Here is a 14,272-nt window from a genome sequence, read left to right as displayed (position 1 = left end):
GCACACGAAAGCAGCGGCCCGCCGGAACCTTCGTTCCGACGGGCCGCTCTCCTCGACTCACCCGGTGCCGTGTGCCGCTCGTCGGGGTCTCACCCGATCGTGCGCCGCCCGTGGGCTCCGGCCCGGGTTCGCCTCACTTGCCGAAGAAGGCGTTGTGGATCGTGACCGTCGACCGGTTGCCTGCCTTGTCGGTCACGACGGCCTTCAGCGAGATCGCCTTGTCCTTCGCCGGGGCGCGCACCGTGATCCTGTCCGCGCTGACCGGGACGGGCAGCCATGTCGTGCCGTCGTACGACACCTGGACCTGCAGGGTCTTCAGATTGGCGCCGGCCGCCGCTCCCTGTACCGCGACGGGGAAGGTCTGCTTGCCGCCCGCCGGGACGGTGGAGTCCGGCGCGAGCTGCGGCAGGAACCGGACCGTGGAGACCGGGAGCTCGGCCGGGCTCTCGGTGCGGGCCGAGTCGAAGGTCCACGAGGCGTCGATCCGGGTCCCGGTGCGGTTGATCGCCGGGTTCCGGTTGATCGTGGTCGACACCGTGTACGTGGCGGAGTCCGCCGGCAGCGTGAAGGGCTCCTCGTCGATGGCGACGTCCTTGCGCACGTACAGCTCGCCGTTGCGGTGGACGGTGGTGCCGGCACTGGAGTACTGGGCGAACCCGGAATGGCCTGCCCCATCACTGACCAGCGGGAACGCGCCGTAGATGTCGTCGCCGTCGCGTACGATCCCGTCGCCCGCGTTCATCCGCGGACCCAGAACACCGATGTTGAAGTCCTCGGTGTACGTCTTCCCCGCCACGAACCGCTGCGGCCCGCCGAGCTCGTACGCCGAGTCGAGGGGGCGGTAGCCCGTCGGGTCCTTCTCGCCCAGGACACCCGCGACGATGTTCCACGAGGCCCCGTCGGCCGTGGACAGATACACCTTCCGCGTGCCCGGTGCGGACTGCACGGAGTAAGGGGCCTCGACGCCGCCTCCGTAGTCCAGGATGCCGTGCGCCGCGATGGCACCGTCGAGGCCGGGTACGGACGAGCCGATCCTCGCCTTCACCAGGGCCATGTCCTTGGCCGCGTAGGTCTTGCTGTAGCCGGTGGCCAGCTCCTGGACCGGGCCGCCGGTGAGGACGTTGTACTCGCTGGTGCCCTGCTCCCAGTTCGCGGACCACTGCTGGGCGAGGGCGCCTTCGTCCATCCTGGGACCCTGGTACGCGGTGCGCAGGTTGTCGAAGCCGCTGAACTCGCCCCCCTCGATGATGAAGGTCTCGGGCGTGCTCAGGGTGTACATCATTCCGGCGCGCGTGAAGCGTGCGGCCGCGTCCGGCACCTTGAAGTCCACGGGCCGGGTGGTCCGGGCGTCCAGGGTGACGGTGGTGGGTCCGGTCACCGAGAGCTGCGGATTGTTGATCAGATCGGCTCCCTTGCGCGGGGCCGCGGGGTCGACCAGCATGTCGGCGGCGAGGCTGTAGGTGCCGCGCGGCAGCCGGACCGTGGTGGAGCCCGAGGACAGGTCCGGGAAGAACCGCTGGCCAGCTGCGGACTCGCGGTAGCCCTTCAGGTCGGCCTGCCAGCCGGTGCTGGGCGCACCGTCCCGTCCGATGGTCTTGAAGGTGACCTCGTAGGACTCGCTCTCCCGCTCCACCGCCGCCGCGGTGCGCACGGCCTGGCCGCCTCCGGACGCGACCACCGTGGCCGAGTACGAGCCGTCGACCGTTCCGCCGAGCCGGGTGTCGGCCGTCAGGTCCACGGCGGCGGTGCCGCCCGCCGGGACCGTGACCCGCTCTGCTTCGAGGGTGAAGAACCCGGCCGGGGCGGGCTTTCCGTCCCCGCCGACGGGCGCCTCCAGCGACAGGTCCAGCGTCACGTCGGCGGTGCCGTTGTTCCTGTACGTCACCTGCTCGGTGACGGGCGTGTCGTCGGTGTGGGGCCACTGCTGGGTGCCCAGACTGACCGAGCCCGGCTCGGAGACGAGGCTCTGGTCGATCGCCTTGTCGACGGCGAGCCGGCCCGCGCCCTGCTGGAAGACCGTGTGGGAGCCGCCCTTGGCCGAGCCCGTCAGGACAGCCTTGATCTGTGCGCCCGTCCAGGTGGGGTTCTTCTGCTTGAGGATCGCCGCGGCGCCCGCGACATGCGGGGTCGCCATCGACGTACCGCTCTGGCTGACGTATCCGGGAGGGTTCTGATCCGGGACGCCGGCCGCCGCGGCCGCCGTGATCTCCACGCCCGGCGCGGTGATGTCGGGCTTGACGGCCTTGTCCCCGGTGCGGGGCCCGACGCTGGAGAAGTCGGCGATCAGGTCGTTGTCGTCGACGGCGCCGACGGTCAGGGCCGCGTCGGCGCTGCCCGGCGACGCGACGGTGCCCCGCGAAGGCCCGCTGTTGCCCGCGGCTATCGCGAACAGGACGCCCTTCTCCGCGGAGATCTTGTTGACCTGGGCTTCGAGTGGGTCGATTCCCGCGGTGTCGGGGCTGCCCAGGCTCATGTTGACGATGTCGGCACCCTGCGCGACGGCCCAGTCGACCCCCGCGAGGATGCCGGAGTCGTCACCGACGCCGCGGTCGTCCAGAACCTTGGCGCTGATCAGCCGGGCCCCGGGTGCCACGCCCTTGAACCGGGCGTCCTTCGCTCCCGCACCGGCCGCGGTGGAGGCCACATGCGTGCCGTGTCCGACACGGTCCTTGGCGTCCGGGGAGGCGCTGAAGTTCTGCTCCGCCACCACCCGGCCCGCCAGATCCGGGTGGGTGGCGTCGATCCCGGTGTCCACGACGGCGATCTTGACACCCGTGCCGTCGTACGAACGGGCCCAGGCCGCCGGGGCACCGATCTGACCGGTGCTGTGGTCGAGCGACGCCTTGCGCACGCCGTCCAGCCAGATCCGCGCGATACCGGAGGTCCTGGCCGCCGACCCGTCGCGCTGCTGACGGGTCAGGGCGTCCCACAGCGTGCCCGTGCTGTCGGTGGCACCGGCGGTCGTGACGGCATCGGCGTGGAGGGCCGACAGCGTCCGGCGGACGGTGGTGCCGTCGGACGAACGCACCCCGGCACGGGCGGACTCGGCCGCCGCTCCCCGGTAGCCGACGATCACTTTGAGCCCGGCCCGGTTGGCCTTGCGGCTCTCCGGCCCGGCGAGTCCGGTGATGTCGAACAGCCGCTGGTCCAGCGTGCCGTCGGCGATCAGCCGCCGGGCGTCACGCGGCACCACGTAGGTACGGCCGTTGTAGGTCTGGGTGAAGAAGGGGATGTCCTCCCGGCCCTTCGCCCGCTGGATACCGCCGACCCGGCCACGGGAGTCCACGAGGACCCGGTCGCCGGTGATCAGGGTGACGGTGTGCATGGCGCTGCCGGCTGTCCCCGAGTCCTTGGCGCTGACCGGGGAGGCTGTGTCCGGGCCGCCGGGCCGCGCCGCCGCCGGGCCGGTCATGCCCGCGGTGAGGACGACGGCGGCCGCGGCGACGACGGCGTACGCCTTCTTTGATCGTTTACGCAAGATTGCCCCTGCTCAGGAGTGGATCGGGCGGGCGAGGGCCCGGCCCGCACGGGGGCGTGTTCGAATATGCGTACGACCCCGGGGCTCTGAAGTATGCCGAGGCGGTTCGAAGGCACTCAATGATCGTTGTGTAACAGCTGTTTCGGCCCGATCCGGCCCGCTCGCGAGGGCCTGCCCGCCCCGGACCGGCCCGCCCCGGACCGGCCCGCCCCGGACCGGCCCGGACCGGCCCGGCCCGGACCGGTGGGCACGGACACCGGCCGGGCCGGCCGTCAGGTCCCAGGCGCGGTGTACGGGCGAGCGCGGTCGGCTATCCCGGGAACGGGGCGACCGTCCGCCCACCGGCCAACGCGTCGAGCCGTCCGGCCGCGTCGTCGTCCAGGAAGAAGACCGTCATGGCCTGGCCGTTGTGCCGGACATGGAAGCGCCGCCCCCCGTGTTCCAGCTCGTCCATGAGATAGCCGACCACCATGAGATCGGCCCAGTCGTCCCTGATGTCGATGGGCCAGCTGACCCGCCGGCCGTCCGCCGTGTAGGCGATCCACCCCTCCTCCGCACCGAGGTCGACGTGGTCGCGCAGGTCGGACAGGGCGTCCGGCCGGCCGGTGATCCGGCACAGCCGGCGGGCGACCGCCACGTACGAACCAGGCCCGCGCACGCACTCGGTGTCGAAGTGCCATGCTCGGTCGCAGAACCACCGCTCCCACGGCTCCTCCTCGACCGCGCAGCCCAGCGCGAACAGCACCAGGTCGAACGGCTCGGCCTCGTACGCCTCCCGCGGCCGCGAGTGCAGCAACTCCTCCACGGTCCGTCCGGCCGCGAGCGGCAGCCCCAGGTCCGCCAAGGTGTCCAGCTGATCTTCAAGACGCATGGCCGGGATCGTAACCGCGGCCTCGGACAAGGGCTGACGAGTGGGTGCGGGTGAGGTGGCGGCCCGGCGGCCGCCGCGGCCTCAACCCGGGACGGCCGCCCCGCCGCCGATGAGGTTGTGTGCCGTGAATCCGAGCAGCCTGTGCGCGGCCGAGGTGTCGACCGGCGCCGTACGGCCCGGCAGCGGGCGCCGCAGCACGGTGGTGGGGTGGTAGCGCCGCAGCAGTTCCTCAGTGGGGTACGGCACGATGATCTCGGGGGCGCAGAGGTGTACCGCGTGCGCCGCGCGGCCGGGTACGTCCAGGGCCAGCAGCGCGGCCCTCGCCGCGTCATGGACCTCCAGGTAGGTCCACAGCTCCCGCGCCCCGGCGGCGGGGTCGGCCGTGAGCCGGGCGGCCTGCGCGTGCAGCCGTTCCTCGAAGCCGCCCACGAACGGATAGCGCAGGCACACCACGCTCATCCCGTGCCGCCGCGCCATCATCCGCGCCGTCAGCTCGTCGACCTGCTTGGAGAGGCCGTAGGGGTCGGCCACCTGGGAGGCCATCGCCTCGTCGACCGGTGCGTACGGCGGATGCGGATCCTCGGCGTCCGTCCAGGGCAGGCCCGTGACCCCCCAGGAGCTCGCCACCGCCGCGTGCCGGATCCCGGCCCGGCCGGCCTCCTCCAGGACGGTGAAGGTGGAGAGGCTGTTGCCCCCGAAGACCTCAAGTGCGGTGTTGCGCGCGGGAGTCGGGATGGCCGCCAGATGGATGACCGCGTCGGCGCCCTCCAGGGCCGCCCGTACGGTCTTCGTGTCGGCTGCGTCGCCGGTCACGACCAGGCGCGCCGCGAGGTCGCCGGGATCATCGAGGACCAGGGCGTTCGCCTCGATCCCGCGCTCGGCGAGCAGCGCGAGGACCGCTCGCCCGATCCGCCCCGCGGCCCCGGTGACCATCGCTCTGACGACCATCCAGTCACTCCCTGCGTCGGTTCTTCTACTCGTAGGCGCGCACGGCGACGATGTGCGCCGACGCCGCCCCGTTGGTGGCTTCGACGACGACCCGGATCGCCGATGTGGTGAGCGGCTCCGGTGTGTGCGTCAGCCGTCGCCGCCGATTCTGCGCCACATGGGCGATTTCGCGCCAGTTGCCGTCAGTATCCCGTGCCTCGACGCGGTAGTCGCGAAGGAGGGTGGGGAGGGTGTCGAAGGGGGTGCGGTGGTGGTGCAGGTTGATCAGGTCCTCGTTGACGTCGTCGTCGGCGATGACCTCGATCCGGCTCAGGGCGACGGGTTCGGGCCAGGCCAGTTCGAGCCAGGGGGAGGGGGCGTCGGCCAGTGGCGCGGAGACCCACATGTGCGGTCCCGCGTACGGGCGGGCGTAGCCGTCGGTGACCCTGGCGGGGGAGTAGGCCGCGGTCTCTCCCGCGCGGAAGCAGAAGGTGCGGCGCAGCAGACCCTTGTCCGTCCACTCGCGCAGCAACTGCGGTGATTCGTCCGACGGGCGCGGCGGGACGTGGGTGAAGCACAGCACGCCGGGGGTCGGCCGGTCGGAGCGGTGCAGGGCGAGGGCATCGTTGGCGCGGATGACCAGGAAGGCGTTGCGCGGGGTTTCGGGAGACCACTCCAGGCCGGTTTTGAGCCACTGACGGGCACCGGCGGTGACGGGCAGGGTGGTGGAGCCGACGAGGCGGCGCGGGACGTAGTTCTGGCCGAGTTCGGGGTCGTACAGGTCGATCACGATCTCGGTGTCGCGGTCGGCGTCGATGAGCAGTTCCACCCCGGAGAGGTCCGGGTCGGCGGGGAGGAGGAGTCCCGCGTCCGCCGTGAGCGGCCATCGCTCGTCGGGCTCCTCGACCGCCAGGCCGCTCAGGGCGGACGACGCCGTGACCGTCGCCCGCAGGGCCAGGTCGTCCGGGTCCGTCGAGGCGAGGCCGATGAGCGAGGCGTCCTGGCGCAGCAGCGCCCGGTGCAGCTCGGGTACGGGGAGTTCGCGCGGGGTGACATCCCCGGTGGCGCAGAGTGCCGCCGCCGTGCCTGCCGCCTGGCCGATCGTGGCGCAGGTCGCCATGACACGTGTCGAGCCGAAGGCGACATGGCTGGCGGAGATGTTGCGCCCGGCGAAGAGCAGGTTCTCGGTGTTCACCGAGTAGAGGCTGCGGTACGGAATGTGGTAAATGCCGTCCGCGTAGAGCTGTCTGGCGCCCGCCTCGGTGGCGTACATGCCCTGCGGCGGATGCAGATCGATCGACCAGCCGCCGAAGGCGACCCGGTCGGTGAACTCGGTCTGGCCGAGGATGTCGCCCTGGTGCAGGACGTAGTCACCGAGGAAGCGCCGGTACTCCCGTTTGCCGGGGACCGAGCCCACCCACTCCAGGGTCATGTTCGCCGCGTCGAACTCACCGGAGTTCTTGATGTGGTCCCAGATGCCGTAGATCACCGACCACAGCTCGTCGCGGATGCGCTCGTTGTCGTGGACGGTGTCGAGCTCGCCGCCGAACTCGATCCACCAGTACGCGCAGCCGTTGTCGCCCGCCTTGATGATGCGGCGCTGCGGGATCGAGGTTTCGGTGATGTCCTTGGCGAAGTCCGGCGGCACGAACTTGACCGGGCGGCCGGCGTCCTTCGTGTAGAAGAGGAGGGTCGAGCCCAGGGTGATGCCGTCGGCCGTCTCCGGAGCCCATGCCTCGTCGTACTCGGCGCGGGATTCCCGGCCGATCCGGTGGTGGGCGCCTGCCAGGTGGCCGATCAGGCCGTCTCCCGTGCAGTCGAGGAACTGGGAGCTCTCGAAGCGTATCCGCCGCTCCGAGCCCATCATCCAGCCGGTGACCGCGGTGATCCGCCGGGCCTCGTCCGGGCCTTCGGCGTCGACCTCGCGCACGTCGGTGTTGAGGTAGAGCGTGATGCCGGGCTCGGCGCGCACGGCGTCCAGGACCACGGCGTCCCAGTAGTAGGGGTTCCCGTCCGGGTTGCGGAACTGGTTCTCCACGAGCAGCTCGCCCATGATGCCGCCCTCACGGGCATGGTGATTCTTGCCGTGGCCGGTCGCGCCGCACACCCATACCCGGACCTCGCTGCTCGCGTTGCCGCCGAGTACCGGCCTGTTGTTGATCAGCGCGACGCTCCGGCCCAGCCGGGCCGCGGCGATCGCCGCGCACACCCCGGCCAGGCCGCCGCCGACGACGGTGATGTCGTGCCGTGCGGTTTCGTTCCTCATGTCGTACGTCACTTACTTCCAGTCGGGATTGGCTGCGAGACCGTAGTAGACGCGCGGGGCACCGTCGAGGGTGAGGGTGACCTTGCCGCCGGAGGCCTTCAGAGTGCGTTCCTGGCCGATGCAGTTCAGTTCCCGCACCGTGCCGTCGACCGTCCCCGAGTGGGCGACGACCGCGGTCCTGGTCGTCCAGGTGTCGACCCAGGGCTCCGGCGACGCGTACCAGGGATCCTCGCCGTGCTCGGTGTTGAGGGTGTAGCCGTCCTTGCGGTTCCAGATGACCGACACCGGTCCACCGGGGGTGGTGAAGAGGAGCCCCTTGATGTCCTTGTCCGCGAAGGAGAGGTGCCGGACGAACTCCGCCTCGTCCAGGACCCGGGCGGCGGTCGCGAAGGCGAGGAGCGACGGCTTGGCGCTGGTGTCGCGGTTCATCAGGCCGTAGTGGTACTCGGCGTTGGCCGGGTCGGCTTCCTGGGGGTGGTGGATCGTCGAGTCGTGCAGCTGGTACCAGTTGACGGCGCGCACGTTCTCGGCCTTGGCGAGAGCGAGCGTGAGCAGCGTGTTCTCCGCGGCGTGCCGGTAGGTGTCGCTCCACCACGCGTTGGGCCGGGTCGGCGCGTACGCCTCCGTGAGCCACAGCTCCTTGTCGCCGCCGTACTCCTGAAGGACCTGGTTCGCCTTGCGCAGCGCGCCCAGGAAGTTCCAGTACGTGCCGGCCGACCCCTGCGTCCACTCCTCCGGCGGCGGGGCGAAGTCGGGCGTGAAGTTGCCCCGGCCGGGGTGGAAGGCGAAGGCGTCGATGAGGTCCCAGCCGCCCGCGGCATGGAAGTTCTTGGTCCATACGTAGTCCATGCCGCCGAGGCCGGCGTTCATGACCTTCATCTGCGAGCCCGCCGCGTCGAGGCGCGTGGTGACCTGGCGCAGACCGTCCCGGACATAGGCGTCGGCGCCGCGGCCCGACATCCAGGGCTGGTTGACCTCGTTGCTCACCTCGAAGTACGCGGCCTCGGCGGCCAGGGCCTTGGCGACGTTCGTGTCGGCCCAGGCCGCGATCTGCTCCGCACTGCCGCCCACGGGGATGCCGCTCAGCTCGACGTTGTGCCCGATGCCGTTCGCGTCAAGGGTCGCGGTGTCGATGCCCGGGGCGCCCGCGTAGGCGATCCGGATCCACTTGATGCCGAGCGTCCTGACCAGCCCGAGTACGGCCTCCCTGCTGGGCTTGAGCAGCCAGGGGTAGTTGGCGAGGCCGAACATCGACTCCTTGCCCGCCTTGTACGTGAACTCCGGGAGCACGCTCAGATTCGTGCGGGCCAGTGCCCTGTCACTGCCGCTGACCGCCTCCACCTCGGTGAACACGATGTTCTGCGAGGGCGAGGTCACGGGGAAGGAGGCATCCCAGGCGGCGCCCGGCGCGAGGCTCTTGCAGAGCGTTCCACCGGCGAGCTTCTTGCCGCCGAAGTCCCGTGCCCACCAGGTGAGTTTCACCGACCTGGTGGTGGCGGAGCCGTTGACGACCTGCGCCTTGAGCGTCATCGTCTGCCCGGCCGCCTTGTAGAGGTTGAACGGCTGGTCGGTCCACACCTCCACGCCGAGGGGCCTCTTGGCGGCGAGCGCCCCCGCCCCGCGCGGCCGCAGATCGCCGAGGACCAGATCGGCCTCGGTGACCGCGGTGCTCGCGCCGGTCGAGGTGCCGGGGGAGTGGACCCAGGTGGCGTTCGTGTTCGCGGGGTTGGTGGACGGGAGGCAGAAGAAGCCCTTCGATCCCGCCCATGTCTCCACGTACGCGCCGCCCGCGTTCACCTCGTACGGGATGCCGCCCCGGGCGTCGCGCTCCCAGACGGTCAGTGCCTCGTACGACTCCGCCGCGCTCGCGTCGTACACCGTGCGGGAGAACATGAAGCCGGCCGGGGTGAGCGTGCTGGAGCCGCCGACCTCCCACTTCATGTGCGCCTTGCGAGGGGTGACGTCGAAGGTGCCGCGCACCGTGATTCCGGAGGTGCCGCTCGCCATCGTGTACGTGACCTGGATCGCGGGCCGCCCGTCGGGGAGCGTGATCCGGGCGGGCGTACCGCCGAAGGTGCGCTGCTGGCCGAGCGCGGAGTCCTTGAACATGAAGTGGTTGAGCAGGATGCGGTCGGTGCCCGCGCCGTCCCGCACGAGGACGCTGCCGTCGCTGCGTCCGACGAGGGTGATGCCGTCGGCCTCGATGGTGACCGGGTCGGCGGCGTGTGCGGGAACGGCCGGCAGCAGTGCGGCGCCGGTGGCGACGGCCGTGCCCTGGATGAATCTGCGACGGGCGACTGACATGGAGGTGCCCTTCTCTTGGTCGGGGTGTTCCGGATGCTCCGGATGCGGAGCGGAAGGTGTGGTGCGGTCGGTGCGAGCCCGGCTGCCGGTTCCGGCGGAACTCAGCCCTTGACTCCGGTGAAGCCGAGTCCGGCGACGATGTACTTCTGGCAGACGACGAAGACGAGCACCGGCGGGGCGACGGCGAGCACCATCGCGGCGATCAGCTGGTCCTGCGGGGCCTGTGTGGCGAGCTGGGCGAGAGCGACGCTGATCGGCTGCTTCTCGGGGTCGGTGATGGCCACCAGCGGCCAGATGAAGTCCTTCCAGGAGTGCATCACCGCGAGCAGACTGATCACGGCGAGCACCGGCTTGCTCATGGGCAGCACGATCTTGGTCAGCAGCTGCCATGTACTCGCCCCGTCGACCCGCGCCGCGTCGAACAGCTCCTTGGGCAGGGCGTCGAAGAACTGCTTGGCGAGCAGCACCGTGAAGGCGTTCGTCCCGGCCGGCAGCCAGATCGCCCAGTAGGTGTCGCCCAGGTTGAGATGCAGGAACGGCACATCGATCACGGTCATGAAGAGGCTGACCATGTTCACCGTGTACGGCACGAACATCGTGGCGAGGATCGCCCCGTAGATGACCTTGCCGAATTTCGGCCTGAGCACCGAAAGGGCGAAGCCCGCCGTGGCCGAGACGAAGAGCTGCACGAACCACGATCCGCCGACCACCAGGAAGGTGTTCATCAGATAGCGGCCGACGCTCAGATCGGTGTACGCCGTCGAGAAGTTGCCCAGGGCCGGCCGGTCCGGCCAGAGGGCCAGGGGCTGGGTGGTGAGCTCGGTGGGCGGTGAGACCGCGCCCTTGACCATCCAGTACAGCGGTCCGATGCCGATGAGCAGCAGCAGGATCAGGGTGAGCACCTGGATGGAGCGCACTGCGGCGCGCACGCCGGGGCGCTGGCGGTCGCTGGTGGAGACGAAGGTGGTGAGCGTGGTCATGACGTGCTCCAGCTGCGGGTTGCCCGCAGGTAGACCCCGGAGAGCAGGGCGAGGGCGAGCACCATCAGGAAGGAGAGCGCGGCGGCCTGGCCGTACTCGCCGTCCTGGAAGGCGTAGCGGAAGATCAGCAGCAGGACCGTGAGGGTGGAGTTGTCGGGTCCGCCGCCGGTGAAGACGTACGGCTCGGTGAAGACCTGCACCGTGTTGATCAGCTGGACGAGCAGCAACAGGCCGATGACCGACCTCAGCTGGGGCAGCATCACATGCCAGATCCGCCGCCAGATCCCGGCGCCGTCCACCTCGGCGGCCTCGTAGAGTTCGCCGGGGATGCCGACCATCGCCGCGAGGTAGATCAGGACGGCGCCGCCCATGCCGGCCCAGGTGGACTCCAGGACCAGCGAGAGCATGGCGCTGTCGGAGGACTCCAGCCATGAGTACGGGCCGAGCCCGACCTTGCCGAGGACGTTGTTGAAGAGCCCGCTCCCGGGATCGTAGAACCACTTCCAGAGCAGGATCGCCACCACGGGCGGGATGACCACCGGCAGATACACCAGGAAGCGGTAGACGCCGGCGCCGCGCCGCACCGTCGACATGATCGCGGCCAGGACCAGCGGCGCCGGGAAGCCGATCAGCAGGCCGAGGCCCACGAAGAACAGGGTGTTCCCGACAGCGGTGGCGAGCAGCGGATCGTCGAACAGGGCACGGAAATTGTCCAGACCGACCCAGACCGCGGGATCGACCAGGTTGGTCTTCTGGAAGCTGATCAGCAGGCTGCGCACGATCGGCCACCAGGCGAAGAGCCCGAAGACCAGCAGTGCGGGAACGAGGAACAGCCAGGCCGTGAGCTGCTTGCGGGCGCCGGTGCCGCGCCGCCGCTGCGGCAGGGTCCGCGGTGCGGGTTCCTTGGACGCGGCGGCCGGGCGCCGGGACGGAGTGAGCAGGGCCATGGGCCGGCTACTTCTGGTCCGCGGCGAGCTTGGCATTGACGTCCTTCTCGGCCGAGGCGAGCAGGGCGTCGATGTCGGCATCGCGCTTGGTGAGTACTGCCTGGACCACCGGGTCGAGCGCGGTGTACAGCGTCTGCGCCTGGAACGGCGGCTCCGGCTTCAGCTTCAGCGTGGAGAGACCGTCGGTGTACGGCTTGAAGTTCTGGAGCTTCACATTGACGTACGGCTTGATCGCGGCATCGATCTCGGCCTGCCGCGCCTTGTCGAAGACCGGCAGCGTCGGCACGCCCACGGCGGACTTCGGGTCGGCGGAGAGCGCCTTGGCCTGCTCGGCGGCCATGTCGGTGCTGTACTGCGGCTTGGCGTAGGCGAAGGTCAGCCAGTCCACCGCGGCTGCCGCGTGCTTCTTGTCGGCGGACTTGGGGACCATGTAGATGTCGCCGCCGGTGAGTGTCGAGTCGCCGCCGGACTGCGGCATCGGGGCCACTCCGAAGGCGTCGGTGTTCTCCATGCCGAACTGCATCTTCGCCAGTCGGTACGTCCCCGGGCTGCCCATGAACATGCCGACCTGCCCGGCCGCGAACTGCTTGATCACGTCGTTCTGGTTGTTGAGGAGGGTCTTGCCGAGCGAATCGTCCTTCCAGCGCATGTCCTTGAGCAGTCCCAGCGCCTTCTTCGTCGGCTCCCCGGTGAGCGTGGCGGTGTACTTGCCACCCTCCTCCTTCTGCAGCTCGCCGCCGAAGGCGTACGACAGCATCGTCAGCTGCCAGCCGCCCTGGTTGTCCTTCGACTCGTGGACGAAGCCCGCCCTGCCGGTACTGTCGCTGATCTTCTTGGCGGCGGTACGGACCTCCGCCCAGGTGGCCGGCGGCCGGTCGGGGTCGAGGCCGGCCTTCTCGAAGAGCTCGCGGTTGTAGACCAGGCCCTGGGCGTAAGGATTCTGCGGGACGCCGTACACATCGCCGGCACTGTCGGTGAGCGGCTGGAGGACCTGGGGGTTGAACTCCTTGAAGTGCTCCCACTCCTTGAGCTGCCCGGTGATCGGCTGTACCTGCTTCTGCTGGATGAGCCGCTGCGGCTCGGTCAGCGGCACCCTGATGACGTCCTCGACATTGCCGCCGGACAGCTTGGCGGAGAACGTCAGCGGGTCGAAGACCGTGGTCGAACCCTTGACCTTGATGCCCGGGTTGGCCTTCTCGAAGTCGGCCACCTGCTTCTTGAACAGGGCGACCCCCGGCTTGTCGGTGGCCGGCGGCATGCCCTGCACCCGCAGCACGAGATCGCCGTCCCCTCCGGCGCTGCTCGGGGTGAGGGAGGAACAGCCCGCGAGGGTCGCGGTCAGCGCCATGCAGCCAAGGATGGCTGCAGAGCGGGAGTTTCTGGGCATAACGGCTCCAAGAAGGGCAGGAGTGGGCTCGGTGCGGTGTAGGGGGTGCTCGGCGCGCCGCGGTGGCGCGCGTCGTGGATCAGTGGGCGGGTGCGGGGCCCGTCGAGGCGCGGGGGATCAGGCGGGAGCCGATCTCGACGACGGGGGACGTGATGTCAGGACCTGTGCCGGTACGGCCCGTCGCGCTCGCGATCGTCTCGATCAGGAGGTCCCCGGCACGCGTGGCGATCTCCTCGGGGTCGATCCTGATCGTGGTCAGGCTCGGGGTGGAGACGGAGGCGAGCAGCGTGTCGTCGATGCCGATGACGCTGACGTCGCGCGGCACGTTCATGCCCAGATTGGCCATCTGGTGCAGCACGCCGAGGGCGACCAGGTCGTTGTGGGCGATCACGGCCGTCGCCTCATGGGCGGCGACGAGGGTGGCGGCGTGCACGCCCGTCTCGAACCGCGGCTCGTACGGTCCCAGCTCGGACAGGGAGAGGTCGAGGGCTTCGAAGGACTCCTGGATGGACTTGCCGCGGCTCAGCTCGGCGCGGGACGCGTTGATGAATACGCAGCGCCGATGGCCGTACGCCTTCAGCAGCTCGGCGGCCTGCGCGATGCCGGCGGACAGTGAGATCCGGACCTCGGGGATGCCCGGCACATGCCGGTTCACCACCACCAGCGGCATCCGGCCCGCGAGTTCGTGGAGCCGGTCCTCGGTGAGGGTGGAGGCCCACAGGATCAGGCCGTCGACCCGCTTCGACACGGCCGCGATGGCGGCCAGCTCGTCCGCCTCGCGCTCGTCGCTGTCGGCCACCAGAACCGTATAGCCCAGATGCCGGGCGCGGGCCTGCATCGCCTTGATGATCGGCGGGAAGAACGGGTTGGCGATGTCCGGGACGATCAGGCCGAGCGTTCCGGTGCCGCCGCCGCGCAGTGAACGGGCCGCCGGGTTGGGGGAGTAGCCGAGCTTGGCCGCGGCGTCGAGGATGCGCTGCCGTGTCGTCGGCTGCACCTGGTCGGGTGCGGTGAACGCACGGGACACCGTCGACACCGAGACACCCGCGGCGCTCGCCACCTCCCGGATCGTTACTGCCACGGACGGCCTCCTCGTCGTCTTGAGCCGGTGA

9 protein-coding genes are annotated in these 14,272 nt (G+C 70.2%); all 9 read right to left on the bottom strand.

Going from position 1 to position 14,272, the window contains the following annotated elements; all coding sequences use genetic code 11:
- Window positions 1-133: 133 nt before the first annotated feature.
- Window positions 134-3,478, bottom strand: coding sequence for a S8 family peptidase (locus OHA98_RS24605; protein WP_266928917.1), 3,345 nt, complete (start codon window positions 3,476-3,478; stop codon window positions 134-136).
- Between the two features lie 310 nt (window positions 3,479-3,788).
- Window positions 3,789-4,349, bottom strand: a complete 561-nt coding sequence (locus OHA98_RS24600) for a hypothetical protein (RefSeq protein ID WP_266928916.1) — start codon at window positions 4,347-4,349, stop codon at window positions 3,789-3,791.
- 81 nt (window positions 4,350-4,430) lie between these two features.
- The gene (locus OHA98_RS24595; RefSeq protein ID WP_266928915.1) at window positions 4,431-5,297 is read right to left on the bottom strand and encodes an NAD(P)-dependent oxidoreductase; all 867 of its coding nucleotides are present in this window, start codon (window positions 5,295-5,297) and stop codon (window positions 4,431-4,433) included.
- A gap of 25 nt (window positions 5,298-5,322) precedes the next feature.
- Complete coding sequence (locus OHA98_RS24590) at window positions 5,323-7,542, bottom strand: FAD-dependent oxidoreductase (RefSeq protein ID WP_266928914.1); 2,220 nt, start codon at window positions 7,540-7,542, stop codon at window positions 5,323-5,325.
- 12 nt (window positions 7,543-7,554) lie between these two features.
- Window positions 7,555-9,846 carry a hypothetical protein gene (locus tag OHA98_RS24585; protein ID WP_266928913.1) on the bottom strand — a complete coding sequence of 764 codons (2,292 nt, stop codon included), beginning with the start codon at window positions 9,844-9,846 and terminating at the stop codon, window positions 7,555-7,557.
- 101 nt (window positions 9,847-9,947) lie between these two features.
- Window positions 9,948-10,826 carry a carbohydrate ABC transporter permease gene (locus tag OHA98_RS24580; RefSeq protein WP_266928912.1) on the bottom strand — a complete coding sequence of 293 codons (879 nt, stop codon included), beginning with the start codon at window positions 10,824-10,826 and terminating at the stop codon, window positions 9,948-9,950.
- Window positions 10,823-11,773 (bottom strand): carbohydrate ABC transporter permease, encoded by a 951-nt coding sequence (locus OHA98_RS24575; protein WP_266928911.1) that lies wholly within the window; start codon window positions 11,771-11,773, stop codon window positions 10,823-10,825. The genes OHA98_RS24580 and OHA98_RS24575 overlap by 4 nt, the downstream gene beginning before the upstream one ends.
- A 7-nt stretch (window positions 11,774-11,780) precedes the next feature.
- Window positions 11,781-13,121 carry an ABC transporter substrate-binding protein gene (locus OHA98_RS24570; RefSeq protein ID WP_266928910.1) on the bottom strand — a complete coding sequence of 447 codons (1,341 nt, stop codon included), beginning with the start codon at window positions 13,119-13,121 and terminating at the stop codon, window positions 11,781-11,783.
- A 118-nt stretch (window positions 13,122-13,239) separates the two neighbouring features.
- Window positions 13,240-14,241 carry a LacI family DNA-binding transcriptional regulator gene (locus OHA98_RS24565; RefSeq protein ID WP_266928909.1) on the bottom strand — a complete coding sequence of 334 codons (1,002 nt, stop codon included), beginning with the start codon at window positions 14,239-14,241 and terminating at the stop codon, window positions 13,240-13,242.
- Window positions 14,242-14,272 lie beyond the last annotated feature (31 nt).

Source organism: Streptomyces sp. NBC_00654 (genome assembly GCF_026341775.1).
Lineage (GTDB): Bacteria > Actinomycetota > Actinomycetes > Streptomycetales > Streptomycetaceae > Streptomyces.
This window is presented reverse-complemented; position numbering and strand designations above follow the sequence as displayed.